The organism is Fusibacillus kribbianus (assembly GCF_030053595.1).
Taxonomy (GTDB): domain Bacteria; phylum Bacillota; class Clostridia; order Lachnospirales; family Lachnospiraceae; genus Lientehia; species Lientehia kribbiana.
The window spans coordinates 338,876-365,566 of sequence record NZ_JASGBQ010000001.1; the positions used below are offsets into that span (position 1 = coordinate 338,876).

Sequence of the window (26,691 nt, forward strand, 5' to 3'; positions counted from 1 at the left end):
TAATTACAAGCCCGAAAAAGCGCCGATTTCCGGCCAAAAGCGGTCATTCTCCTGCTTTTCTCATCCTTCCGGATGCTGAATGGCGGCCTTGACCTGCTCTGCGGTATCCCGGTCAACAAGGGCCGCAACGAGTTCCAGTCCCTCGTCAATGGCAAAGCCAAGTCCGCGGCCGGTGATCACCATACCGTCACGCACGACCCCGTCACGCACATGCTCCGCTCCCAGAAGCTTGTCCTCCCAGCCAGGATAGCAGGTGGCCTTTTTCCCCTCCAGGCAATGATATTTTCCGAGGACACTCGGTGCCGCACAGATTGCCGCCAGAAGCTTTCCCTCCCTGTGGAATTTGCAGATCATCTCTCCCAGCTCTTCATGCTCGGAAAGGTGAGCTGTTCCGGGCATTCCGCCGGGCAGGAAAATGGCATCACAGGCATCACAGGCATCCTTTGACCAAAGGCTGTCCGCCTGGATCCTGATATTGTGGGAGCCTGTCACAAGAAGCTCCTCTCCCATGGAAACCAGCTCCACCTCCACGCCTCCGCGCTTTAAAATATCTACAACCGCCAGGCACTCCACCTCTTCCAGTCCCTGTGCCATACAGACATATACCTTACTCATAACGATCTCCTCCTCATTTTTATTCTCACAGCACACACTTATGAAAAGTATAGCATAATTTTCTCTGTTTATAAAAGAGAAATGTGGTAGAATAACTATAAAATAACGATAAAGAAAGGATCCGCCCTATGGAAATCGAACGAAAATTCCTCATAAAAGCCCTGCCGGAGAACCTGGAGACCTATCCCTGTCTCCTCATCGAACAGGCCTACCTCTGCACAGACCCGGTGGTCCGTGTCCGCCGTCAGAACGAGGACTACTACATGACCTATAAAGGCCGGGGCCTCATGGTGCGTGAGGAATACAACCTTCCCCTGAACCGGGAGGCTTACCTTCATCTGAAAGCAAAAGCCGACGGACGCACCATCACCAAGAAACGGTACTGCATTCCCCAAGACGCTCTCACCATCGAGCTGGATGTATTTTCCTCACCGGAGGGGCTCATCATGGCAGAGGTGGAGTTTCCCACAGAAGAAGCGGCCCTCGCCTTCACTCCCCCCGACTGGTTCGGTGAGGATGTGACGGACGACAGCCGCTACCATAACAGCAATATGATCTGACTCTTTTACATGTTTTTCACTTCTTCAAATTCTCTGGTGATCTCCTCTGACGGCGCTTTTGTCAGAAGCGAAACGACAACGATCGCCAAAGACGCCGCAAGGAACGCGGGAAGCAGCTCGTAAATGTTCCAGGCGCCGCCCAGAGGACGAACCAGGAATTTCCACACGAATACCACGACACCGCCGGTCACCATTCCGGCCAATGCACCGCACCGGTTGCTCCGCTTCCAGAACAGGGCAAAGAGCATCACCGGGCCAAAAGCGGCTCCGAAGCCCGCCCATGCAAAGGACACGATCATAAACACAGAGCTGTCAGGATTCCAGGCCAGCACGACCCCCACCAGGGCAATGGCCATAACGGTCAGCCGGGCTGCCCGCATGGAGGCCCGGGCGCTTATTTTGATTTTCAGGAAATCCTGCATCAGGTTCTGGGACACGCTGGAGGCCGCCGCCAGAAGCTGAGAGTCTGCCGTAGACATGGTGCAGGCCAGAATCCCGGCCATGATGATACCGGCCAGCAAAGCAAAAAGAACCCCGTTCGTACTCAGAATATCCGAAAGCTTAATGACAATGGTCTCCGCCTCCGAGCTGCTTTCCAGAACCGGAACACGCCCGGCAGCTGATACGGCATTCCCGATGATTCCGATCAGAATGGCCACAAACATGGAGATCACCACCCAGACCGTGCCGATGCGGCGGGAGAGCTTTAATTCCTTCTCATCACGGATCGCCATAAATCTCAGAAGGATATGAGGCATACCAAAATATCCAAGGCCCCAGGCGAGGGTGGAGGCAATGGTAAGCGGCCCATAGGAAGCTGCCGTATTGTCCGCTGCATTGTGAAGGTGAGTCATGCTCAGATAACCGGCCATATTTTTGGCATTATCGGCCACCGCTCCCCAGCCCCCGGCGTACTGTACGCCGAAGAATACGATCACCAGCATCGCAACAGTCATAACAATGCTCTGGATCAGATCAGTGGTGGATACCGCCATGAAGCCGCCCATCACGGTATATCCCACCACGACAGCCGCACCGATGAGCATTGCCGCGTGATAATCAATTCCGAAAAGACTGTTGAACAGCGTTCCGATGGCTTTAAAGCCTGACGCGGTGTAGGGAACAAAGAAAATCAAAATCACAACGGCTGCAATGCAGGCCAGTACATTCTTATGATCCCTGTAACGGCGGGAAAAGAAATCCGGGATCGTAATGGAATTTGTCCGGACCGAATACCGGCGCAGCCGCTTCGAGACGACCAGCCAGTTGAGATAAGTGCCGAGGGCCAGTCCTATGGCTGTCCATCCGGCATCCGCGATCCCGGTCAGATACGCCACACCCGGCAGTCCCATCAAAAGCCAGCTGCTCATGTCGGACGCCTCAGCGCTCATGGCCGTCACCAGAGGCCCCAGCTTCCGGCCGCCCAGATAAAAATCACCGGCGGAGCTGCCGCTGCCTTTCCTGTTGGAATAAAAACCGATATACAGCATCCCTGCCAGATACAGGATAATTGAGATCAAAATACATACCTTTTCCATACCTTCCATCCTCTCTCTTGCGTCTTTTTCCATTTCCGCCAGCCTCCCGAATCTGTCCCGGCAACCGGAAACGGCTACAGTATAACACGTTCATTTTCAGAACGCAATAGAGAACTAAGTATAGACTTTATCCTGTACTATATTATAATAAAAAGCCTGTTTACCCATTAAAATAAAGGAAAATAGGCTGTACGACTTTCATTCTTTTATTAGAATTATTTTAAAAATCCACTTAAAAAAGTCGGCATGGTCCGCATTCCGTACTGCTTCAGGGAGTATTCCCCGCCGCAAAGGCACCAGTCATACATCAGAGCCCGCTCACAGAGAGCATACAGCTTGACCATCTCCCCGGCGCTTAAGGTCTTTCCCAGTTCCCCCTTCTCCTGACCCTCTACAATGATCTTCCGGAGGAGGCGGTAATAGGTGCGGCTGTGATCCAGCAGATGCTTCTCCCCGTTGGTGGTGAGCTGGGTGGAAAGAAGCCTTGATAAAAGCTCCATGGAAATGCTGTTTTCGATCATCCCGAAAAGCTCTTCGTTGAGAAATAAGAGCTTGTCCATGGCCGTCATCCCTTCCGGGAAATTTTCCTGAAGCTCCTCATATTTCTCATCAAACAAGGTACTCAGGGTACTGAGGAGCGCATCCTTTCCGTCAAAATAGTGATAAAAGGAGCCTTTGGAGGTCTGGGAAAGCTCGATGATCTCCTCCACGGTCGTATCCTCATAGCCCTGCTCATAAAAAAGCTTCCACGCTGCATTTACAATTTTCCCTCTTGTATTTCTCGTACTTTTTCTGGCCATAGCTTCCTCCCGGATTTTTGCTCGGATACCGGCATCTTTTGTTTTACACCAATAGTATAACACAAAAAAGTCAAAAGGAGAACACTGCCCTCCGCCAAGGGAGGGTCACGGTTCTCCTTTTCCTTTCGCACTGTCTTGCTACTCCATAAAGTCTACCGGGTCAACGGGTTCGCCGTCCTTTGTCATCTGAAAATACAGATTTGTGCCTTCCACCACATAATATTTAGTGGGTTCCGCCAGACTTCCCACATATGCTCCCGCCTCTACAAAGTCGCCGGGCTCCGGTGTCTCTTCGGAAAGCTGTCCGTAAGTGAGCTCATAGCCGTTTCCCAGATCCATGGTCACGTAGTTTCCCAGTTCTTCATTTTCCCCGACCGCCTTTACAACTCCATCGGCAGCCGCCTTCACCGGTGTGCCCGCTTCCCCCTGGATCAGGACAGCAGGATTACACTTATACAGATCCAGAGTCGGGAAATAAACGGTTCTGTCCATGGAATAATCCAGCACAATATTTCCCTCCACCGGCCAGATCAGCTTATCCGCTGCATCAAAGCTGACCGCATGGACTCCGCCTGCCGCAGCTTCCCGGCCGGCGGTTTCGGTTTCGTTTTCGCCTCCTGGTTCTTCCGCATCAGTCCCGGCTTCCCCATGAAGCTTAGTTTCTGTCACCCCGGAGCCCTGAGACGGGCCCTCTGCCTCTCTCTTCGCGCCCGTTTCCCCGCGCGCCTGTGCTTCCTCTGTTTCCTGTGTCTTCGTTTCTGTCTCTTCCTTTGTACCTGTTGTTTCCTCGTCATTCCATAAGAGCTTCTCTGAAGAACCGTCAGATTCCACATATTGACGGCTCTCCTCATCCTTCTTACCCGCTCCCTGCCATACGATAATTCCGGCGACGGCGCTCACGGTAACAAGACACCCCAGCAGCATGACCAGCAATCCTTGCTTCTTTTTCACGATAATCACCTCGGTATTAGTCTTGCCCGATTACCGCGTCCTATTCAAAAATTAACTGGACATTTCTGGCTGTCCTTCTGTTAGCTTCATTTTTTCCACTGAAATATTTTGAAAATATGTGTTTAAAATAGTAACGGCGTCCTTTCCCTCCTCCGCCAGCCTGTTCGCTCCCCACTGGCTGAGACCGTAACCGTGACCGGAACCCTTTGTCACAAATTTTAACCCCTTCTCTGTTTTCGAAACAGAAAATGCCGGAGAAGGAAGCTCCAAAGCGGCCGCGATCTCGTCACCGGTGTATTCCTCCGCCTCCACAAGAACACCGGTCACATATCCGGCGCTGTCCCTGGAAATGATCTGAATTCCGGCCGCATCGGAAGCAGTGATGTCCCGTCCGCGGATCTTTTTAATGGCTGCTGCTGCCTCCTCCGGTGTAAACTCCCGGATTGCGACAAAATCTTCCATTTCCATATCCCGGCTGCTGTCCACGCTTTTCATATAAGGGCGGGCTTCTCCTCCGTCCCGGGTAGCTCCGGCGCTGGCCCGGTGAAACATGGCATCTGTGAGCTCTCCGTCACAGAGGATCACCATTCCGGCCGTTTCCATTGCTGCCGATTCAAATTTCTGCTCATATTCCTCATACTGTTCTCCCCAGGCCTGCTTACGCCCTGCCGTATCCAGATAAGTACAGTAAAGCTCGCTCCCATCGATCCGATCCCGGCCGCCCATGGCTTTATAAAGATAGGTCCTGGCAAGGATCATCTGCGCTTTGACCGCCTCCCCTTCGAAGCTACCGGGGATCTGCGAGGCTGCCGTCCCGATGACGTACTCTTCCAGATCGATTTCTCCCGTTCCGTATAATCCCGTTTGAAGAATGATCTTCCCGCTCTTTGCAAGCTTCTGGGGAACCACGGTAATTTTCCCCGAAGCAAAAAGTGTCACAAGATAAGGAAAAAGCAAAAGGAGGATTGTCCCGCAGAAAACGGAAGTTCCTTTTTTCTTCATAAAAAAGCTCTCCCGGCCTGTCTTTAAAACAGTGTACGCCGAAAGAGCCTCTCATATGCTTTATAATTTCCCCATTTGCGCCGCCTGCCATTACTGCCTTCCCATGCCGATGGCCATACTGAGGATCCACACCTCGCCTGCCCCCGCCGAAAGGAGCGCCTGCGTGCAGGCCTGAGCCGTTGCTCCGGTGGTGTAAATGTCATCCACCAAAAGCAGCCGCCTGTATTCCCCACAGGACCCGGCCGCACGGAACGCCTTCGCCTCGTTCTTCTGCCTTGCCTCATAGCCCAGGCTCTTCTGAGCCGCCGTATTTTCCACCCGGAGAAGCAGGTTCTTCACGGGAATCCCATCTTTTCTCCGACAGTCGGAAGAGGAATCGTTATTTTGTGCGGAAAGTGCCGTAGAAAGTCCTCTGGAAAGCTCCTTTGCCAGAAGCTCAGCCTGATTATAGCCCCGTTCCCTCCTCCTGTCCCGATGAATCGGCACCGGCACCAGGGCATCGGCCTTAAGCCGCAGGATCCGGCGCCCATGCCGCCTCAGCATTTCATCTGCCAGAAAGCGGGCATATTCCCGCCGGTTTTTATATTTCAGTCCCATCATGATCCTTCTGGCTGCCTCATTATAATTGAGCAGTGCGATCCCTCCGGCAAAGCTGCGCCTGTGCCGCAGGCAGTCCCGGCAGTATTCCTCCTCTGCCTCTGCAGGCTCCAGCTCCTTACCACAGCCCATGCAGGCCGGCTGACTTACATAGGAAAGCGAGGGAGCACAGCTTCTGCACGCCCCGTGATACCCAAAGGGAAGAATTTCATTGCAGACCGGACATCGTCCGGGATAAAGCAGATCAAGAATCAAGGAATCACTCTCCTTTACAGCTCCGAAAGCCGTCTGTCCAGGCTGGAATAACGCCTCTGCTCCATCTCGTTTTCCTCCATGGCCAGAAATGTCTCCGGCAGTCCCACAATACAGACACAGGCTTTCGCTCTTGTAACAGCCGTGTAAAGGAGATTCCGGGTCATCAGCATGCGCGGCCCCGAAAGCAGAGGAATCACCACCGCCGCATATTCGCTGCCCTGCGCCTTGTGAATGGTGATGGCGTAGGCCAGCTCCAGTTCGCCCAGCTCCTCGAAATCATATGTAACCACCCGGCCCTCATCAAACTCCACTTTAAGCTCCTCGGCAAAGCTGTTGATCTCCCGGATCGTCCCGATATCTCCATTGAACACACCGGTTCCGCAGTCGGAGGGAATCCCATATTTCCCGGGAACTTCCCACTCCAGCTGATAATTATTTTTGATCTGCATCACCTTATCGCCCTCCCGGAAGATCCCCTGGGCGTATTCCTTTTCCGCCTTGCCGGTCGCCGGCGGATTCAAAAACTCCTGCAGGATCCGGTTTAACCGTTCCACCCCGAGCGTCCCTTTTCTCATGGGAGCGATCACCTGAATATCATACATGGATACCCCCAGATACTCCGGAAGCTTTTTGCAGATCAGAGAAATCGCTGCGTTGATGACCGCATTGGCATCGTTTCGTCTGATAAACAGAAAATCCCTGCTTCTGGCTCCGATGTCCACAGCCTCCCCGCGGTTTATTTTATGAGCATTGACAATGATATCGCTGGCCTCCGCCTGGCGGAAGATCCTGGTGAGCCGCACCACCGGAAAGCGTCCCGACTGGATGATATCCTTGAGCACATTTCCCGGTCCGACGCTGGGAAGCTGGTCTCTGTCCCCCACCAGGATCAGTCTTGTTCCTCCTGCCACCGCCTCCAGAAAAGACTGCATGAGCTGAATGTCCACCATAGACATCTCATCAATGATGATCACATCCGCCTCCAGAGGATTGGCCTGATTTCTGGCAAAATGCACTTCCGCCGCCGATTCCTCCTGCATACCGGAAAGCTCCAGCATCCGGTGGATAGTCCTGGCCTCATGACCTGTTGCCTCCGCCATACGCTTTGCAGCCCGGCCGGTGGGCGCCGCCAGCTCCACATCCATGCCCTCCAGCTCAAAAAACCGGATAAGGGCTGTGATGGTAGTAGTTTTTCCGGTACCCGGCCCTCCGGTAATGATCAGGACGCCGTTCCTCGCCGCCTCAAACACGGCCTCCCGCTGCCGCTCGTCAAGCTCCCGTTTTTCCTCCCTCTCGATCTGAGCCAGTCGGGAATGTACTTGTCCTTCCTCCACCGCCCACACGGAATTCAGCTCCAGAAGCCGTCTGGCCACATTCATTTCCATATAATAATATCTTGCCGCATAGACAATGGGCCCGCCCTCCTCTTTCTTGACGATCAGCCGCTTCTCCATGACAAGATCCATCACATAATTGTCGATATCCGAAAGCTCCACCCCCAGAAGTTTATTGGTTTCCAGTACCAGTTCTTCCATGGGCAGATAGGTATGCCCCGCCGTAAGGGCCTGCAGAAGCGTATAAAGGATCCCACTCTTGATCCGGTAATCCGAATCCGCCCGGATTCCCACCCTGTTGGCAATCTCATCTGCAATCCTGAATCCGACACCGGCAATATCATCAGCCAGCCGATAGGGGTTCTGCTCGATGATGGAATAGAGCTCCGAACCGTACTGCTTAAAGATCTTGGCCGCAAGATTCAGTGAGATCCCATATTTCTGCAAAAAAAGCATAGCCTGACGCATATCCCGCTTCTCAGCCACCTGGCTTCCAAGCTCCATGGCTTTTCTGGTGCTGATTCCCTTCACCTCGGAAAGCCGCTCCGGCTCCTCCTCAATGATCCGAAAGGTATCCGCCCCAAATCTTTTCACGATCCTGGCAGCCAGCGCCGGTCCGATTCCCTTGATGGCACCGGAGCCCAGATACCGCTCGATGGACACGGCATCCTCCGGAGTCTCGATCTCGTAATTATCCACCACCAGCTGATCGCCATAAATGGGATGCTTTTTCATCGTGCCCTCGGCCTTGATATACTCTCCCTCCGAAAGCATCGGCAGGATTCCCACCACCGTTTTTTCCTCGCCGCCGGAAAAGAGCTCCACCACCGCATAGCCATTGTCCTCATTCCGGTATACGATTTTATTGACATAGCCTGAAATACTGTCCATGAGGATTTCTCCTTTTTACACAGGAAAAGGCTGCAGAAGCCCAAAAGACTTCCTACAGCCCCTGTTTTTCTGTCCCGCCGTCAGCTTATTCATCCCTCTGACCGTGCATGAACTCAATGAATTTGCCGGTTCCAATGGCCACTGCCGTGAGCGGCTCCTCGGCAATCACCGTATTGATGCCTGTTTTTTCTTCGATCAGAGCATCCAGTCCGCTCAGCAGACTTCCGCCGCCGGTCATAACGATTCCCCGGTCGTACACATCCGCTGCCAGTTCAGGCGGCGTCCTCTCCAAGACATTGTGTACGGCATCCACGATCTGCATAGCCGGCTCTCTCAGTGCCTCCAGCGTCTCGTCGGAGGTAATGGTAATAGTCTTGGGAAGTCCTGTCACCAGGTTTCTTCCGCGGACATCCATGGCTACCAGCTCCGGCCTCTTGTATGCACATCCAATCTGAATCTTGATCTCTTCCGCAGTTCTCTCACCGATGAGCAGATTGTGCTTCTTTCTCATAAAGCGGACAATAGCCTCATCGAAATCATCACCGGCCACCTTCACGGAAGTGCTGACGACCGTACCTCCCAGAGAAATCACCGCAATATCGGCAGTACCGCCGCCGATATCGACGATCATATTTCCGCAGGCCTTGGAAATATCAATGCCGGAACCGATGGCTGCCGCTACGGGCTCCTCAATAATAGACACCTCTCTGGCGCCTGCCTGGTAAGTGGCATCCTCCACCGCTTTTTTCTCCACCTCGGTAGCGCCGCTGGGAATGCAGACGCTGATCCTGGGCTTTCTGAGGGTCTTCTTTCCGAGCGCCTTGCGGATAAAATATTTCAGCATTTTCTCCGTCACCGTATAATCGGAGATCACGCCCTGGCGCAGAGGACGAACCGCCACGATATTCCCCGGCGTCCTTCCGATCATCAGACGGGCCTCCTCACCGATGGCCTTGATCTGATTTGTATCCCTGTCAAAAGCTACTACAGAGGGCTCTTTTAAAACAACACCCTTACCTTTTATATATACCAGAATGCTGGCAGTACCCAAATCAATTCCAATATCTGTTGACAATAACATTTCCTTTCCTCCTAACGTATCGATGCCTTTTGTCAATCCTTTATATTATAAACAATTTTCCCGGTTTTTCAATTCCCTTTTTGAATTCGCCGGGAAATTTCGGATTTCCATAAATTTTCTTTTAGGTTCTTAATGCTTTTTTCATAGACTGAACATATTTTGGTCACATTTTCTCTTTATACTAAAGGCATACCAATTGAGGTTGGTATAAACAAGCTTTTTCATACTCACGCCCGACAGCCTTTGGCTGTCGGGTCCCCCCCCCCCCAAAAACTCCACCCTGTAAAGGGTGTTTTTTTATGACTTCTTTTTCTTTTTATCCTGTCTGCGGCGTTCATACCAGCGAAGCTGCTCCTCCCGGATCTGAGAAAACTCCTCTTTAAACCGGCTGGAGGTCGCCGTAGGATTTCTGCGGAACATCTTTGTCTTCAGGTACGCCATCTTTTCCGTCTGGGAATCATTTTCCCGTTTCAGCTTTCTGAGCCGCTCACCCAAACCGGACAGAATGCGGATCTCTTCTTTTTCTTTTTCACTTGCATTTTTTGAGAGTGCGTTCAGCCGCTCATTGGCCACATCAAGAATGGTCTCTATACGGCTCCCGGCTGCACCGGCAAGCTCAGCAATTCTCTCTCCCCAGGTGTCGAACTGCATGTTGATCCGCTCTCCGGCCTGCTCCCGCTTCTCCAGCCAGTTCTTTCGGAACTCAAGAGCCTGCTCCGAAAGCTGCGCCTGGACTTCCGCAAATTCCTTTTGGAATCTTGCCTTTGCATCGAGCATGTCCCGTATGCCCAGTGCCACCTTCACCGATACCACCGTATCACAAAGAAAAATCACAGATATGACGATCACAGCTACTGTGACCGTAACCGTCGGGAGTGCCAGCACAAACTCCTCCACCGGTTTATGAATGAACGTATTGAGAAGTATCGTAAAAAGTCCCCAGCAGAGTGAGGAGGACAGGCAGATAACTCCTTTGTAATTAAACCTCTGATTACTGTAATCCCAGTATTTCACCTTGAAAATCGCTTCCATCGCAAGACCGACCACCAGCTCCAGTGCCGTGGCTCCCACCATGCCGGCCAAAAACATCAGGACAATATGTCCCCGGATATGAAGCGTCACAAGAAGCATCACAACCGCTCCCGAGCCGTAAATGGGAAGCAGGGGGGAATGAAGAAATCCACGGTTCACAAACCGGCGCTTCCGGATCGAAACATAAGTACTCTCAAAACACCAGCCAAAGAAACAGTATATATAAAAAAACAGCAGCCACTGCTGAAAAGAATAACTCATGAATCTACCTCCTGTATATTCAGTCTAGTGCAAGTGCCGCTGTCTGTCAACCGGAAACTGGATCATCGCCCTTTCCGCATTAGAAATGCGGAGCCTTCGCCCGTGGTGAAAGCTCCGACACCGCACACCTGAGCCGGTTTCCGTGTCCCATGTTTCACGGACCGATCCGGGAGAACCCCGGTGTCTGCGGCGAAAAGATGTGATCAAAAATTAGTATACCGCAATTATCAGAAGACTCATCGCTTTCGACAAAATTCGACTTTTAATTTTGTACTTTTATTAAGCGTATTTATCGTTTTGTTAAATAGATACGCTATTCTCCAAAAAAGAAGCAGATATCCTTCTTTTTCCAAGCGGATACCTGCTCTCTCCTTCTCTCTTCTTCTATCTTCCTCTCTCCCGGTGTGAACCTACAGCCGATGCTGATATTTTTCCTTCGTTGCCATGCCGCCCCGAATATGCCGCTCTGACTTATTGATGTCCAGTACAAGACGCGCCTGTCCGGCCAGAGCCGGATTGATCCGCACAAGACGGTCAGTGACATCCTTATGTACCGTACTCTTACTGATTCCAAACTTTTTGGCGGTCTGCCGCACCGTCGCATTTGTCTCAATAATATAATTGGCAATCTCCACTGCCCGCTCTTCAATATAATCCTTCAAAGGGAAATCCCCCGCCAACACCGTTTTTACAATGTATGCGGGAGATTATTAATTATTCTTTCCATACTTGTTCGTATGCAGAGGATTTTTATTTATGATCACAGAAATACCGCCACCAGCGGAACGGTCACCAGCGTCAGGATCGTGGTAATCATGACGCCTCTGGCACAGATGCTGCTGTCTATTCCGATACTCTCCGGTGCGATCACTGCCATATTTCCTACCGGCATGGCGATCATCACAGCTGTCACACCGCGAATGACCGGATCCAGAGAAATCAAATGAAGAAGAAGGACCACGATAATTGGGATCAGCACCAGCTTAATGGCAGAAAAAGCATAGATTTTCCAGTCCAGAAAAATAGTCTTCAGGTCGTTCTGCGCCAGGGAAACTCCCACCGTAATAAGAGCGATGGGTACGCAGGCATTTCCCATGTATTCCACAGGCCCGCTGACAAAGAAGGGCAGATGAATCCTGGTCACCGTCAGAAGAAGCGTCAGGACACAGGCTACCACGCCCGGATTCCACAGGCTCCTGAGCGAAAGATGTTGTTCTCCCACGCCTGCCGCCTGATCCACCAGAAGCATTCCATATGTATAAAAACAGCAGCTGTAACCCAGGTTAAAGACCGCCGCATAAATCACCGCCACATCTCCGTACAGGGCTTTTACCACCGGAATTCCGATAAATGCCACGTTGGAAAAGACAGTCATCAGCTTGTACATCAGCTTTTCTTCTTTATTCTTCCCAAAAAGAGCTCCTATCGGGATTCCCAGTAGAATCAGCCCCGTATACATCAGAATTGTGAACGCTCCTACGATCAGAAGATCACTGCCGGTTATTCCGCTGGTATCTCCCATTGCACTGGAGAGCAAAATAGCCGGATTCAGTATCTTTACCAGAAGATTGGAAATCTGCCGGTTGGTGTCCTTTCCGATAATTTCCAGTCGATAAACCAGGCTTCCAACAAAAATCATGATCAAAAGAACCAGCATTTTTTCAAAACTCTTGTGTCGTCATCACAAGAACCTTCCGTTGTTGTCTTGTTCCGGCAGATTTCCTTATCGGTACATCACTGCCGAAGTTCCGTCCATTGTAAAGATCGCGGTATCCCCTGATATCTCATAATACATTGTTACCGGTTCATACTGCAGACGATTAAAGGGAACCATGGTGAGCATGGTATCAGATGCTGTCCAACTGTAATCCGCACTTTCGTACCCCAATTTCACTTCCGCATAACCAGTATCATAAATAGCAATTATGCCTTCCTCATTGGACCAGATGCCAACTAAGTTATTGCTGCTGTTGCTTCTGTATTCCTCAGTGTAATAGTTATTGGCAGAAGTCTCATAAATGCGGTTATCGCTGCAGGAATTATTCGAATAGGAACTGGAGGTATAGGAACTGCCAGAGTATGAGTTTCCGATGTAGGAATCACTGCGATTCTTGCTGCCAAAGCCGTTCCTGATAAGAAGAAAAACAATAAAGAATACAATAAACTTTCCCCATTTGAATCCGCCCTTTTTATTGTTTCCGCTTGTTTTATTTGCTGCAGATGTCGTGTTTGCCATAATTTCATTCTCCTTTTCGATCAGATTGTTTTCTGTTTGTTTTCATACTCTAACTATAACGGCCGAAAAAGAAAATTTGTTTTTGGCATGATTTTTGGTCAAAAAATTCAGGACAGGAGAATTCTCCTGCCCTGTCCTGCCATGCTGTTTTACCATCGGTACGCCGGTTTTTCGTATTCCCCTCCAAACGGAAAGAAACAGATCGTCGCCTCATCAACGCCGTCCCTCCAGAGAAATCTCACATAGATCTCTCTGGTCTCAAAGCCCTGTATGTTCTGATTACTTTTCTCTTCCTGTTCTTCAAAGATATTTTTTCCTTCCCATATGGCATCGGCTGTAATTTCATCTTTCAGGTGAGGAAACATGGCACCGATGATCTCTGCCGCCATCCGGCTGTAATCCGCATCGGTTCCGTTCTTGTTGATAAGACGGATAAATGTGATTTCATTCGTGAAATATTCATATCGGACTTCCAGGCCTATTCCGTCCGGTGTTTCATAATTGTCCCTGATAAAAAATGAGGTTTGTATGGAACCATAACCGCCTTCCTCAACTTCAAAAACCTTTTCATTTCCGGTCAATTCCGGTGCATAACCTTTCTCTTTTATGGCTTCCATGAGTTCATCTGCTTTCATCCTGAATGCATTGATATTGGACGGCAGATTGATCTCCTTTACCGTTTCTTCATTCAGGGTGTACCGAACTGCCTCAAAGCCATCCGATTCTGTGTATTCCTCTGTCGCGACAGCAAACTCCTTCACATACTCCATGAATTCTTCGTATTCTTTGCTGCCTCTGACAAAGCTTCCGGCATATGGAAGCTCTTGTTGTGATTTTGATCTGAATACCACATATCCGATTGCAGCCAGCGCGGCCACTGCCAGAGCGCAGATACTGAGCACGGCCTTCTTTCTGTTTTTTCTCTTTTCTTTTTTCTCCTGCCCTTCCGGGAAGAAATCCTCCATCATTTCCCGTACACTGCGATAACGGTCTTGTACCTCCAGTGCCAGCCCTTTTTTCAAAAACAGCTCTTCCTGCTCCGGCGTAATCTCCACATCATAGGCGGACGGCGCATAGAGCCCATCCTCCAGCTTCCGCTCCATGGAATTTGGCGGCATGCAGCCTGTCATCATTTCATACATGGTCGCACACAGTGCATAAATATCCGTCCAGGGGCCCTGATTGCCTCTTTTTTCATACTGCTCCGGCGGTGCATAGCCGTTTTTCACCAGAATCGTCAGCGTTCTTTCCCGATCCTGTTCCAGAAAATATTCTCTGGCAGAACCGAAATCCAGCATTTTTATCCGTCCGTCTTCCTCCACCATCAGATTGTCCGGATTGATATCACGATGCAAAAGTCCCTTCTGATGAACCTTTTCGAGGGCATTCATCACCGGCCTTACCATGGCACAGGCTTTTTCAAAAGAAAACTCCGACTCCATGCGTTCCAGATAGCTGCGGAGTGAAATTCCCTTCACGTATTCCATCACAATATAGGCCGTCTGATTTTCCTGAAAATAATCCAGCACTTTTACGATTCCCGGAACGTCAAATAAAGAGGCAAGAATCTTCGCCTCGTTCAGAAACCTCTTCATTCCCTCCCGGTACCTTTCCCGCTCCTCCTCCGATTCCGGCAGGAGAAGTTCGCCGGCTTCATTTCTGTCAACAAGCAGCACCGGAAAGTATTCCTTGATAACAACATGCTGTTTCATTACCTCATCTTCCGCAAGATAAGTAATTCCAAATCCACCCTGACCGACGCTTCGGATCACAAGGTAGCGCATATTCAGTTTTTTTCCGTCTTCTAATGTATTTTTCTGCATCCCGCGCCTCTTTCTACCAGTAATATCCGCTTGATTCCAGCCGCAAGGTGACATATTTCTGATTCGAATCTACTGATGTTCTGACAAACAGACGGAACCTTGCATGGTTTGAAACATAGACGATTTCTGAAAGATCTTCATTATCTTCCCTCTTCAGCGCATCCTGCTTTTCAAACGCTTCCCGTGAAGGTGCAAACAGGGTATCCAGCTCCTCCTCCGTGAAATAAGTTTCCGGAACAAGATATGGAAAAATCATCTCCATAAAAAATCGGGCATCCTCTATATCGCCTTGCATATAAACCTCAGACACAAGCCTGTCCACCGGATCATAATATACGGAGTACTGGATCTCCTCACCCCCGGTATTTTTTATGGAGTAGGAGACAGAACCGTAGGCACGGGATATCAGCTCCCTTCGTCCTCCTGTCCTTCTGACAGTGACACTGCCATCATAGTATTCCGATGTGACCTTAAGCTGCTGATCATAATAAAATCCCAGCAGTTCCTCCACGCAGTCCTTGTCCAGAAAGAATTTCCCGTTACCCACATATCCGTTGCTTCGAAGTCCCAGGGATTTCAGTTCCTCTTCCGGGACATCATAATCATGGTCCCCTTCCTCAAGTCCTTCTCTCGTTATCTCATACGGTGCCAGAGCTTCCAGCATTTTTTTGTATTTGTCCGGATCCTCCGTATCTGTAATGAGAAGTGCAGTTTTGGCCGGCTCCTCATTCTCCTCCCACTGCTTTTTCGCTTTATATTTCAGTACCTCTTCCTTATGGGTATTCGCATAGATTTTCAGTCCGCCGATCAGCAGAAGCACAGACAGTCCCACAACGCAGGCAGAAACAAGAATCCGCTTTTTCTGGTTGTATGAGAGTCTCTTTTTTCCGGACTTTTGCAGTTCCGTATTATTTTCAGTTATGATCCTCAGCCAGAGCTCTCCCCAGACCGCGCGGCTTTTTCCGATGAGATCTTCTGCCTTGGAGGACTCCATTCCCAGCTTATTCATCAGAGTTCCAAGATAAAAAAACCTTTTGGGAATATCCAGCGAAAGGCCCTGCATAAGCGCTGCTTCCTCCTGCTGGGGAATATTCGTATAACCGGAGATTTTTGAAAGCCGGTCCTTTCGGATCCTCTGCATCGACGGAACCGGCCTGTTTCCGGTAAGGGCCTGGTACACCACCGCACAGAGTGAAAAAATATCGCTCCAAGGACCGATCACATCCGTTTCCCTATACAGTTCCGGCGGTGCATAATATTCCTTCAGCTTCACCGATTCTGCCGCTGCTTCTTTTACGGCGGCAGCACCGAAATCGATCAGCTTAAGCTCCCCGTTTTCCGCAAACACAAGATTATCCGGGCTGATATCCCGGTGTACGATCCCCAGCGTATGAATGCAGCAAAGGCCTTCCATGACCGGCTGGAACATTTCCCGGCACTCCTCCCAGGAAATGGTATGGCCGTTCTTCTCCTCCAGATATTCCTTCAATGTTCCGCCAGGCAAGTATTCTTCCACAAGATAGGCCGTTTCATTTTCCTCAAAATAATCCTTCACTACACAGATTCCGGGAATATCAAACAGTCCGAAAAGATTCTCCGCCTCCTTCCGGAATATTTTCTTTTCTTTTTCAAATTCCTCCAGACCGCCCGGAAGGACCGTGACCTTAATTCCCTGGCAATCCCTCGCAGCAATTCCCGATGGAAAAAATTCTTTAACAGCAACCAACTGATCCAAAAGCGTATCCACCGCCAGATAAGTGATCCCAAAGCTTCCCACCCCGAGAACTGCGCTGATCCTGTATTTTTCTTTTAATAATGTATTCGGAGGAAGGTAATTCTTCGTCCATTTCATTTCCCGCTGTTTTCCCATATCAGCCCCCGCATTCCGGTTTTATGATCTGAATCTTCCACCCTGTTTCCCGCTTATTCTGAATCAGAGCTTCAAATTCTTTGTGTATCACTTCCACACTTCCGTTATCCATCCCATCGGTGATGAGATAAACATGGATCTGCTTTTTGATTTCATCCTTCAGGTATTCCAGACATTCGTCCACATGCCGGAAGGTTATCTTCACCGCATCAAAAAGCGCTGTGCTCCCCTCCACATAATAAACTCCCCTGGTCAGAGGATTCACGAAGGATATCTCATTGTGAAGACAGAGTATATTGACTTTGTCCGCAAATAAGCAGGTCGTCACAAAGCATTTTTCCTCCTTTGCCCTGTAATCCTCAAGCAGTCTGTTATAACAGCAAAGCACCTGCTTTTCTCTTCTTCTCATGGAAATGCTTCTGTCGATCACGCATACCAGTTCCGTCACGTTTTTTTTCATAAGAATTTCTCCTTTCTGTATTCATCTACTGACCATGATAAATACCGGAAAGGAAAATTTGTTTCTATACCAGATATCGAATCAGTTCATTCTGATGGCAATAGGCGTCACGGTATACTTTATATAAATAGAAATCATTTCCTCTGACGACCTGTCTTTCCACTTCCTCCGCCACAACCTCCATCGGGTCCCGAGACTTTAAAAACCGCATGACAAACCGGTCAAAGGAATGCTTCGGCCGTATTTGCGGAAATCCGCAGTTCACCAGGATTCTGTTGAGCCTCGGAAGGGTGATCTTACTGTCTGCATCCAGACTGATCCTCGCATTCACAAATAAAAGGAAGCTGATCAGAGTGGAACGGTTGATATCTCTTTTCCCCAGGATAAAATCCCTGAAATAGTCTTCTCCGGAGCGCCCTCTCTGGTAGATCTTCTTTTTCAGATTCTCATCCCGAATATGCATCAGATCCAGTTCTTCCTCTTTGGCACGCTGCTTTTCCGCCATTCGCTCCAGCTCGTCAAGTGCCTTCTTTTCTGCCTCTTTGTCGGATTTTCCGCTGCAAAGTCCCAAAGATCTTGCGATTCTGATCTTATCCTGATAGGGCCACTCTTCCGGTTCCCCGTAAAGTTCAAACAGAATTTCGATCTTATCGGCAGACACATATCCAAAATAGAAGTAGTTGAACTCATCGAAAATTCCACCCGGAGTCAGGGAAGCATGTTCCAGATATTCCCGCTTCTCTTCCACCGACATCCCCGGTTTTACTTTATCCGCCTCTTTCTTCAGCCTGGTAAGGGGTTTCAAAAATGAGAGCTCTTCCAGTGCAAATTTTTCCTGCATCCCGCGTTCTTCTGCAAGGAGCATATGGCCATACTGTCTGCGAAGCTTTTCGGAGATCTCACAGCTTCGGTAATAAGCTTCGCATTTTTCCCGGATATAAAAATATAAATATTTGCAGAAATAGTATCTCGCCTTTTCCCTGGATACCGAAAAATTGTTGGCATTCTCCAGCATAAAAGCCTGAAAACCGGCTTCATCGTCCTTTCGTTCCAGTTCTGCTTCCATCCATCTGGTCAGATACTCCGTCTGAAGAAGAGGATCCGAGCCTTTGAACACATACTCCTCCAGCTGTTTAAGCGTTATCTTTCCGCCGGAAAAGACCCCTCCCTGCTGATTACTCTCATCATAGATCTGCTGACACCCTGCAAACAATTCTTTCCACTGAGAATAATCGATCCCATGATTAAAGGCGTAGATCAGGCTGGCTTCAAAATAACTTCTGACATACAAAGTCTCACAATCATTTTCCAGAAGCCTTTCATTGACCTGAGAAGCCGTCCAGCCCTTTGCAAAGCCCTCCGCCAGTATCTCCAGCCGTTTCGGCAGGAAATCTTCAAACCCCACCTCAAAATCCAATACTACCTGTTCAAATGTTTTTTCCGGTTTCATATGTGTTCTCCGACAAAAAAGGTTATAATAATCTTTCGATCATTATAACCTTTTACTGGCAGCTTTTCAATTATAAAGTCTGTGTCACAGATACCTGCGGTTCGTTTGAAAGCCGCATCATCTGCGTACCGTAACGCTTACCCTGGGAACACCGTTCTCATCATAATCTCTGCTTGTTATGATATTGGAATATGCCATCGTATCTGACACTCTTATAATATCATTATAAAAGGCTTCACTGTCATCGATCACATCTTTGAATTCATATGTCCATGTCGTTCTCACAACTGCGCCATCCTGCACTGCCACGCTCATAGTACCGGTCTTTTCGAACAAAGTATCAATGTGGAAATAATATACATTGTCTATCACCGCGACAGGCTCCTCGATCGTATCCGACAGCTCTGATTCATAGTACAGCAAAGATTCTTCCAGCATTTCAATACCGACTGCAATGGACTCCTCGCTCGATCTCGGTACTCTTTGTAACGGAGCCTGTTTTACAACAGCTGCTGCCGTCGTCTGATTAACTGTATTGGAATAATATGTTCTGTTATCCACACTTCTTTTGGTTTCTTTCTGGTTAAAACAAATCATCATGGCTGCAATGATTACGATCACAACTGACAATAACTTTTTCATCTTCTTTTCCTCCGCTTTCTGAATCTGTTGTGTTTGTTCCGATAATTTAAGTATAGAAAGCCTTTTGGAAAATTTGTTTTTCGGCTTAAAAATCCCGCAGAAATCTTGCGCCTTTTTTTCTGACTGTTATAATGATACTATGTGAGAAAAGGAGAACGGATATGACAAGAGAAGAATTTCGCGCATTGACTGACAAGGGCGTGCTCCTAGGAGACGGAGCCACCGGTTCCAATATGATACAAGCCGGAATGCCCAAGGGCGTCTGCACAGAAAAATGGATCTGCGAGCATCCCCAGGTGTTCATCGATCTCAAGCGTGCCTATATGGATGCCGGCTCCCAGGTGATCGGTGCGTCGACCTTTACCGCCAACCGGATCAATCTGGCCCGCCACGGTCTTGAAGATCAGGTACAGGAGATCAACCGCACTCTGATGCAGATCGGAAGAGAAACTGTCCGGGACGGCATTTATCTGTGCGCCAGCGTCACCACGACCAGTCGGATCGACGAGGATTACGGAAAGCTGCTGAAGTGTGCCTGTAAAAAGCCAGAGAGATGATCCGGCTTCATGTATCTGCGGATCATCTCTCCTTTTTTATATTTCCACCTCAAAGGGCAGTTTCTCAAGAATATCTTTTTCCAGATCAATTCCCGGATACACCTCGATCAGCTTGAGACCCTTCGGCGTCAGCCGAAAAACGCAGCGCTCTGTCACATACAGCACCTTCTGACCGTTTGCAATGGCCCGCTTGGCGGAAAAACTGACGCTGGCCACCTTATCTACAAGCTTCGGAACTGTTCCTTCCTTCTCGACGGTGACAACTCCCTTTTTCTGAGAAACCTCCAGACCTTTCGTATTGAAGGTCATACAAAATACCACCGTCGGCGTCTTCGCCGTAATGTTGGCAAAGCCTCCGATCCCGGCAAAGGCACCCGGCCCGCGGTGGGCATTGACATTTCCCTGCCCGTCCACCTCCAGCGCTCCCATGAAGCAGATATCCAGACCGCCGTTGTCGTAGAGATCAAACTGGTTTGCCATATCGTAGACAGAGGATGCGCCGATCATCGCCCCGAAGGCCTCACCGGAAACCGGAAAGCCTCCGATTCCGCCGGATTCCACCGTAAGGGTGACCATATCCAGCATCCCGTTTTTTCTGGCATGTCTGGAAACCATCTCCGGAAGCCCGATGCCGATGTTGACGATGTCGTCGACCCGAAGCTCCTTGGCAGCCCTTCTGCCGATGATGTTGCCCACAGCGCTGTTTTTCGGCAGTTTTGCCGAGACCGTATCGATCTTCTCATTCCACACACTCCATTCCTCATAGGGAATTTCAAAGCTTCCGGTCAGCGCCGAATATGCCTCATTGCGCTCCTCCGGCTCTGTCACCACGATGGCATCCACCAGGCATCCGGGAATGATGGCGTTTCTCGGCCTGGAAGGCGTATCCACGAGCCGGTCCACCTGGACGATCACCTTTCCGTGATTTGCCTTCACCGCCTGGCAGATCGACAGCGCATCGCCGGACATAAACATATCATCAAAGGAAATATTTCCTTTTCTGTCCGCTGCGGTTCCCTTGATCAGTGCAACCGTGATCTTGGGAAGCTTGTAGTAGAGAAACTCCTCTCCGTCCACCTCCACATATTTCACCAGGGAATCGTCGATGGAGATCCGGTTAATGCCGGGCCCCTCCTTTCTTGGATCCACAAAAATATCAAGTCCAACCTTGGAAAGTGCCCCCGGCAGTCCGCCGGCCTGGGCGCGGATCGCATGGGAAATACACCCAAGGGGCAGATTATAGGCCTCAAAACGGTCCTCCAAAACCAGCTTCTTCGTGCTTAACATCGCTCCGAAATGGCCGCAGATCAGCCGGTCCACGGCGCCCTCACGGATATACCCTTCTGCATTGCGCTCCTCATCCCAGACGCCGAAGCCGGCGCTGGAAATGATCGTCAGATGCCTCGGCGACTGCATTCTCTGATATCTCCGGTAAATCGCCTCATGAAGCTCCACCGGGCTCTCGATACCCACAAAGGAATTGACGCAAATACAATCTCCATCCCGGATCAGGCGGATCGCCTCATCGGAACTCATTATCTCGTACATCAGTAATTCTCTCCTCTTAAAAGTCCAATCTGTAGTTAATACTAACAGAACCGCCTGTGAAAGTCCAGCGATTTTCAGTGAAACGATCAAGAGGAGAGAGTGTGGTCCGTTATGAGGAAATCCAGTTCTTTTCCGTGATCACTGCATCATAGCCATGAATCTTAATTTTGTCACCGACATGGAGCTTATCCTTTTTAGCCAGAATATAACCTATATTAACCTCTTTCACATAGGAATATACAAGCTTGGAAACTCTCCCGACTTCTTCCTCTTCACCATCAATAAACACCGGCTCTCCGGGGCCGCCGTACTGCTTGGAACGGATGTAAATATCTGCTTCCGGCACTTCAAAGCCAACCATTTCCCTTGCCGCTCCTTCTTCCTTCACCTTCAGAAGCGCTTCTTTCCCGATAAAATCCTTTTCCCAGTCGATACCGGATGCCAGACCGACCTCAAATGGATTGGTGCCCGCCAGATCTCTCATATAATAGAAGTTCGCCTCCGTCGGCAGAGTCCATGCCATGACCTGGAACTCAGTCACTTCCTTCCCGCCTGCTTTTTCTACAGCAGGTGCCAGCATCTGTTCCAACGCTTCCCCGTCGTCGGGACTCACATAAATCTCATAGCCCAGCTTCTCACCGGTAAATCCACCCCTGTTGATCTTACAGGGAATCCCACCGATCTCGGTGTCCATGTGGGCAAAAAACTTCAGGTCTGCAATGGAATCCTTCACCAGAGATTCCACGATTTCCTTCGATTTCGGTCCCTGAACGGCATACATTGCCCAGTCATCCGTAATCTCAGTCCAGTCCACATCATAGTCGCCCTGATGGAAATACCACCAGTCATCCGTCTTTGTGGCAAACAAGGTCGATACCCAGTAGACATCCTCTGACATTCTCATGATCACCACATCGTCGATGATTTCTCCCTGTTCATTGAGCATCGTCGTGTAACGGTCTCTTCCCACTGCAAGACTGGAAATTTTATTTGGATACATGTATTCCAAAAATGCCGTGACATCCGGCCCGGTGATCTCCAGAAGCTGATGAGTCCAGAAATACCAGCCTGCTGTTTTCCTGACAGCCATATGCTCTGAACGCTTCATATCGTCATACTTAAATATATTTTTGTACATGTGTCAGCCTCCTCCCTTACATAAATTTATCGATCTTCTTTGCAATTTTTATCCGCATTTTACCCTTCGGGGACTCCTCTTCCCATAAGGACCACTGCACGTTGACCAGCGTCTTGATCATCCCCTGCCACATCCACAGATGTGCTTCCGGTACGTCCTTGGTTCCGGTAATTTCAAGGCCTGTGCGGTCGATCGCAAGAATCACCTCATTTTTATTGAAGGCTTCCACATCGTACTTGCAAACCAGTGACTGAAGAAGCATCTCGATCAGGCCACCCATCACTCTGCCGTCCTCGCCGATGGAATCGGGAACCCCCATCCAGTCACGGCAGCCTTTTATAGCATAACGTTCGCCGAACATAGCCTTTCCGGAAGCCTCCAGCACACATTTCAGGATGTGATCCGCCTGTGCTCTCGTCACATAGCCGCGCTTTACGGTTTCAGCGATAGCCGGCAGGATATAAAGGGATGCACCGGTAGACATGTTGATCATCTGATTGCTGGAATCGGTCGTATTATTTGTTCCGTTTACGAAGTGATAGCCGCATTCTTCACGAAACATCATGGATTCCTCGACACAGTCCTCTTCCTGGGTATATTTTTTATATTCATCTGTAACAGCAGGACCGAAGCTCTGCCACAGTTCGTGAGGCGGCGCCGGATATTTTTCCCTGGACTCTGCAATGATTCTGCAGTGCCTGTCGCCGCAGCCCTTTGCCTCAACCATCATATAGTCGATATCCGGGCCTTTCCTTCTGCGCTCTGCAGAAGCCGCCGCCTGCCCCTGAAGAGACATGGTCGTTGTCCGGCAAAGCTCGGAGCCGCAGATATCCCAGTCGCAGACATCCAGCTCCTTCTCCGCGCGGTATGTACCAAAATCCTGGCATCTGCCGCACATCAGAAGGGCATCATCTCCCTTGTCTCCGATCAGTGCACCGGCAAACTGACCGCAAAAGAAGGGATGGATTCCGAATCCGTCGTCATCACCGTAATATTTTCCGGTATTGTAAAGCCTCGCATATGCCTCTTCGCACATCAGCTGCGCCCGTTCTGCATAATCCGGAACGATAATACGAAGTGCCTGGAGCGTCGCCGCGCTCAGTACAGACTCAAAACGACTTGCATAGTGAAGCGCCTCCTGATACGAATAAATCCTGTTCCAGGGAGACTGTATTCCATAATAATTTTTAAAACCTGAACCCTCACCGCTGTTCTGAGGAATTCTTTCATCTATTTTTTTGCTCATTCTTCCACCTCATTCCATCAATCTTCAATTTCTTCCGGATACTGGTCAATGGCCGGCTGGTATTTGACAATATTGTGGGACATTCCCCAGTCTGCCACTACGATCTCTCCGGTCATGCCATCGGACATAGGAGTGCTCATGGCATAGGCAACGATTGCAACGGTATCTACCGGCTGCTGTCCATCGCTCTGCCATACCATCAGCTCTTCATAGAATTCATCCTGCTTTTCTTCCGGAAGATCCTTCGCGCACATGTTGCCGGAAGCTCCTGCCGTCACCATGCCGCCGGGAGCAACGACATTCACCATGATTCCGTAGCGCTTAAGCTCCTTGGCCGCTTCGATCGCCAGTGCGTTCACACCGCCCTTTGAAGAAGCGTAATGGGGATAGCCGCCAAACACCGGGTAAGGGAGCCATGCACAGTTGGAGGAGATCAGCGTGATTTTTCCTTCGATCTTATGCTCGATCATATATTTGCTGACGTGCTTGATTCCCAGGAAGGCACCGCTGATATTGGTATCGATGACACGGCGGAATTCCTCTGCCGACAGATCATAAATATGCGCATAGCTCCAGACCGCCGCACTATTGACAAAAATATCGATCGAACCAAATTTCTCATCGGCTGTTTTGATCAGGTTTTCGACGTCGGCCTCTTCTCTTACATTTGTCTGGCAGAAAATCACGCGGTCCGCGCCAAAGCCGGCCTCTTCCAGAACCGGAAGGGTATAATCCCCTTTCGCCTGGCTGCTGCCTGCAAGCACCACATTGGCGCCTCCCTGCAGCAGTCTCAGTGCAATATTGAAGCCAAGACCGGAGGTCGCACCGGTCACGATTGCCGTTTTTCCCTTTACAGAAAACATCTCTTCCATAGGCCTTGCCATGGATACATACCCTTTTAACATTGCGATATTTGCAGCATTTACATCATATCCCATACTATAACTCCTGTTATTTTTTCAAGATCTACCTGTCACCTCTGCGCTCTCGGGAAAGCATCTGATCAATCCCTATCATAATGAAAATCTTCTCTGCTTAAAACACTACGTTTTGTCTGTTTTTCGCCGTTTATCCCCTCAAAAATAACGGGTAGAAAATCCTGGGATTCTATTTTAAAATAATAACCAGAATAACAGGAGAAAAGTATATTATGAAGCTTAATACCTCGATCATTTATGAACAGTTAAAGCAGAAATACTCCGTCAAATTGTACGGCGGGGGAACCCCGAAGATGGTATATAGTTCCCCGGAGCTTTACATTGATAACACCTTCCGTTTTCTTTCCGACCGGATCTATCTGGCCACCGTCGAACATCTTCCTTCAAGACCCGTCATTGAAAAACGGGTCCTGCTGGTGTGCATCGGAGACAGTCCAAGGCTGAATTATTATAAAGAACAGGCTTCCGTTATCCTGATTCAGGAACACGTTGATTTTTTCGAAGTTTATAAAACGCTTCAGGAAATCTTTGAGACCTATTTTGAGTGGGAAAGCCGCATCCTGGATCTGTTTATGCATTCTCCAACCATTCAGGACATCCTGGTCTGCTCTTATCCTATTTTCCGCAGGCCCCTGTTTGTGCTGAATGCATCTTTCCAATATGCTGCCTCCATGCTTCCCCCGGAAAGCAGTTATCAGAATTCTCACTGGATCCCCTCCGCCGGAAGCCTGAATTCCGAGTCCTTCCTTTCCTTCCTGAAGGAAAAGGACGTGAGCATGGATGCCCACGGAGCTTTTCGCTGGGAATTCGAAGAATGCACCGTTCTCTGTGTCAATCTGTTTGATTCTTCTAACACCTATATCGGCTGTCTTTGCTGTGATGAAGCCGGTATTCCATTCTTTAACGGGGAAGAAAAGCTGATGGAATATCTGGCAGGGATGATCGAACGTATCTCCGAAATTTCTCCGGTCCTTTTGAATAACGAACATCGTTCTCTGAAAAAAATCCTGCAGAACATGATGGGCGAAAAGATTCTCAGCCAAAATGAGAAGCTTCTTCTCCGTTCTTCCAACCATAAACAGAATTACCTCTGTGCCTCTATCCATTGCCTGAAGCAGCTCTCCCGGATTCCCATTGATTACGTTTGCTCCGTTCTGGAAAATCTGTTTGACGGAAGTATATTTTTTGAACAGAACAATACGATCCTCGGGCTGATTCCCGCATCTTTGCTTACAGCGGAGAACGCCTCCTACAGGGAAATAAAAAAACAGCTCGACACGTTAATTGACGAACTGATTCTCTGCGCCGGCTTCAGCAACCCCTTCACGGATCTTTACTCACTCCGCACCTATTATCTCCAGGCAGAAGCGGCCATCGACAACGGACATATTTATCATCCGGAACAAAGCATTTATTATTTTGCCGACTATGCCCTGACAGAAATGATCATCAATGCTTTCGGAGCCTTTCCCATAGAATCCTACTTCCCGGATGGATTCCGAAAACTGATCGAACATGATAAAAGCTCTGATGTCTCCTATCTGGCGACGCTGGATGTCTTTCTGGAAGAAAATATGTCCTATTCCAAGGCTGCCGGCAGGCTTTTCATCCACCGAAGCACATTGCTCGAACGGATCGAACGGATCAAACAGGAGCTTTCCTCAGATCTGAAAAATCCCGCCGAACGGCTGAAGCTTCAGATCATTCTGAAAGCACTTCTCATAGAAAAAGAAATCAAAAAATAAAAAAGGGGCTGTAAAATAAGTCCCTGATTAAGAAGCGCCAACTCCGGCAAATGTCGGTTTTGGCGTTTCTTTGTATGAATTTTTCTATTTCTGAGCAAGTCTGCATCTTTTGGTATAAAAA

The 26,691-nt window shown here is 49.3% G+C and carries 24 protein-coding genes; 3 read left to right on the plus strand and 21 right to left on the minus strand.

Annotation, left to right across the window (positions count from 1 at the left end; translation table 11 throughout):
• Positions 1 to 60 precede the first annotated feature (60 nt).
• Complete coding sequence (locus tag QJ036_RS01610; protein ID WP_283229678.1) at positions 61 to 615, minus strand: DJ-1 family glyoxalase III; 555 nt, start codon at positions 613 to 615, stop codon at positions 61 to 63.
• Between the two features lie 128 nt (positions 616 to 743).
• Between QJ036_RS01610 and QJ036_RS01615 the strand changes: the two genes are divergently transcribed.
• The gene (locus tag QJ036_RS01615) at positions 744 to 1,175 is read left to right on the plus strand and encodes a CYTH domain-containing protein (RefSeq protein ID WP_283229679.1); all 432 of its coding nucleotides are present in this window, start codon (positions 744 to 746) and stop codon (positions 1,173 to 1,175) included.
• Positions 1,176 to 1,180: 5 nt separating this feature from the next.
• Here the strand turns inward: QJ036_RS01615 and putP are convergent, their stop codons facing one another.
• From putP to QJ036_RS01695, 16 genes are all read right to left on the minus strand, one after another.
• Positions 1,181 to 2,746, minus strand: coding sequence for a sodium/proline symporter PutP (gene putP, locus QJ036_RS01620; RefSeq protein WP_283229680.1), 1,566 nt, complete (start codon positions 2,744 to 2,746; stop codon positions 1,181 to 1,183).
• 182 nt (positions 2,747 to 2,928) lie between these two features.
• Positions 2,929 to 3,513 carry a TetR/AcrR family transcriptional regulator gene (locus QJ036_RS01625; protein ID WP_283229681.1) on the minus strand — a complete coding sequence of 195 codons (585 nt, stop codon included), beginning with the start codon at positions 3,511 to 3,513 and terminating at the stop codon, positions 2,929 to 2,931.
• A gap of 138 nt (positions 3,514 to 3,651) precedes the next feature.
• A complete protein-coding gene (locus QJ036_RS01630) occupies positions 3,652 to 4,464 on the minus strand; it encodes a M23 family metallopeptidase (protein WP_283229682.1) in 813 nt (270 codons plus the stop codon).
• Positions 4,465 to 4,515: 51 nt separating this feature from the next.
• Positions 4,516 to 5,466 (minus strand): SpoIID/LytB domain-containing protein, encoded by a 951-nt coding sequence (locus tag QJ036_RS01635; protein WP_283229683.1) that lies wholly within the window; start codon positions 5,464 to 5,466, stop codon positions 4,516 to 4,518.
• Positions 5,467 to 5,556: 90 nt separating this feature from the next.
• Positions 5,557 to 6,318: a ComF family protein gene (locus QJ036_RS01640; RefSeq protein WP_283229684.1), complete on the minus strand. Its 762-nt coding sequence runs from the start codon at positions 6,316 to 6,318 to the stop codon at positions 5,557 to 5,559.
• A gap of 14 nt (positions 6,319 to 6,332) precedes the next feature.
• Positions 6,333 to 8,543: an SF1B family DNA helicase RecD2 gene (recD2, locus tag QJ036_RS01645; RefSeq protein ID WP_283229685.1), complete on the minus strand. Its 2,211-nt coding sequence runs from the start codon at positions 8,541 to 8,543 to the stop codon at positions 6,333 to 6,335.
• A gap of 85 nt (positions 8,544 to 8,628) precedes the next feature.
• A complete protein-coding gene (mreB, locus tag QJ036_RS01650; RefSeq protein WP_283229686.1) occupies positions 8,629 to 9,624 on the minus strand; it encodes a rod shape-determining protein in 996 nt (331 codons plus the stop codon).
• 297 nt (positions 9,625 to 9,921) lie between these two features.
• Positions 9,922 to 10,917, minus strand: a complete 996-nt coding sequence (locus QJ036_RS01655) for a putative ABC transporter permease (RefSeq protein WP_283229687.1) — start codon at positions 10,915 to 10,917, stop codon at positions 9,922 to 9,924.
• A 410-nt stretch (positions 10,918 to 11,327) separates the two neighbouring features.
• Positions 11,328 to 11,579, minus strand: a complete 252-nt coding sequence (gene spoIIID / locus QJ036_RS01660) for a sporulation transcriptional regulator SpoIIID (RefSeq protein WP_283229688.1) — start codon at positions 11,577 to 11,579, stop codon at positions 11,328 to 11,330.
• Between the two features lie 98 nt (positions 11,580 to 11,677).
• Entirely contained in the window at positions 11,678 to 12,574 is an 897-nt protein-coding gene (locus tag QJ036_RS01665) for an AEC family transporter (RefSeq protein ID WP_283229689.1), read from the minus strand.
• 66 nt (positions 12,575 to 12,640) lie between these two features.
• Positions 12,641 to 13,153 (minus strand): hypothetical protein, encoded by a 513-nt coding sequence (locus QJ036_RS01670; protein WP_283229690.1) that lies wholly within the window; start codon positions 13,151 to 13,153, stop codon positions 12,641 to 12,643.
• Between the two features lie 149 nt (positions 13,154 to 13,302).
• A complete protein-coding gene (locus tag QJ036_RS01675) occupies positions 13,303 to 14,976 on the minus strand; it encodes a serine/threonine protein kinase (protein WP_283229691.1) in 1,674 nt (557 codons plus the stop codon).
• A 13-nt stretch (positions 14,977 to 14,989) separates the two neighbouring features.
• Complete coding sequence (locus QJ036_RS01680; RefSeq protein WP_283229692.1) at positions 14,990 to 16,846, minus strand: serine/threonine protein kinase; 1,857 nt, start codon at positions 16,844 to 16,846, stop codon at positions 14,990 to 14,992.
• Between the two features lies 1 nt (position 16,847).
• Positions 16,848 to 17,306: a vWA domain-containing protein gene (locus QJ036_RS01685; protein ID WP_283229693.1), complete on the minus strand. Its 459-nt coding sequence runs from the start codon at positions 17,304 to 17,306 to the stop codon at positions 16,848 to 16,850.
• Positions 17,307 to 17,370: 64 nt separating this feature from the next.
• Positions 17,371 to 18,756 carry a hypothetical protein gene (locus QJ036_RS01690; RefSeq protein ID WP_283229694.1) on the minus strand — a complete coding sequence of 462 codons (1,386 nt, stop codon included), beginning with the start codon at positions 18,754 to 18,756 and terminating at the stop codon, positions 17,371 to 17,373.
• A 117-nt stretch (positions 18,757 to 18,873) separates the two neighbouring features.
• On the minus strand, positions 18,874 to 19,398 hold the full coding sequence (locus QJ036_RS01695; protein ID WP_283229695.1) for a hypothetical protein: 525 nt from the start codon (positions 19,396 to 19,398) through the stop codon (positions 18,874 to 18,876).
• 161 nt (positions 19,399 to 19,559) lie between these two features.
• Here QJ036_RS01695 and QJ036_RS01700 point away from each other — a divergent pair, with 161 nt between their 5' ends.
• Positions 19,560 to 19,955, plus strand: a complete 396-nt coding sequence (locus QJ036_RS01700) for a homocysteine S-methyltransferase family protein (RefSeq protein WP_283229696.1) — start codon at positions 19,560 to 19,562, stop codon at positions 19,953 to 19,955.
• Between the two features lie 36 nt (positions 19,956 to 19,991).
• Here the strand turns inward: QJ036_RS01700 and QJ036_RS01705 are convergent, their stop codons facing one another.
• From QJ036_RS01705 to QJ036_RS01720, 4 genes are all read right to left on the minus strand, one after another.
• Positions 19,992 to 21,503 (minus strand): CoA-transferase, encoded by a 1,512-nt coding sequence (locus QJ036_RS01705; protein WP_283229697.1) that lies wholly within the window; start codon positions 21,501 to 21,503, stop codon positions 19,992 to 19,994.
• Between the two features lie 109 nt (positions 21,504 to 21,612).
• Positions 21,613 to 22,641: an aminomethyl transferase family protein gene (locus tag QJ036_RS01710; protein ID WP_283229698.1), complete on the minus strand. Its 1,029-nt coding sequence runs from the start codon at positions 22,639 to 22,641 to the stop codon at positions 21,613 to 21,615.
• A gap of 16 nt (positions 22,642 to 22,657) precedes the next feature.
• The gene (locus tag QJ036_RS01715) at positions 22,658 to 23,887 is read right to left on the minus strand and encodes a hypothetical protein (RefSeq protein ID WP_283229699.1); all 1,230 of its coding nucleotides are present in this window, start codon (positions 23,885 to 23,887) and stop codon (positions 22,658 to 22,660) included.
• 17 nt (positions 23,888 to 23,904) lie between these two features.
• On the minus strand, positions 23,905 to 24,825 hold the full coding sequence (locus tag QJ036_RS01720) for an SDR family NAD(P)-dependent oxidoreductase (RefSeq protein WP_283229700.1): 921 nt from the start codon (positions 24,823 to 24,825) through the stop codon (positions 23,905 to 23,907).
• A 212-nt stretch (positions 24,826 to 25,037) separates the two neighbouring features.
• On the opposite strand from QJ036_RS01720, the gene QJ036_RS01725 reads away from it, so the two are divergent.
• Positions 25,038 to 26,570 (plus strand): PucR family transcriptional regulator, encoded by a 1,533-nt coding sequence (locus QJ036_RS01725; RefSeq protein WP_283229701.1) that lies wholly within the window; start codon positions 25,038 to 25,040, stop codon positions 26,568 to 26,570.
• Positions 26,571 to 26,691 lie beyond the last annotated feature (121 nt).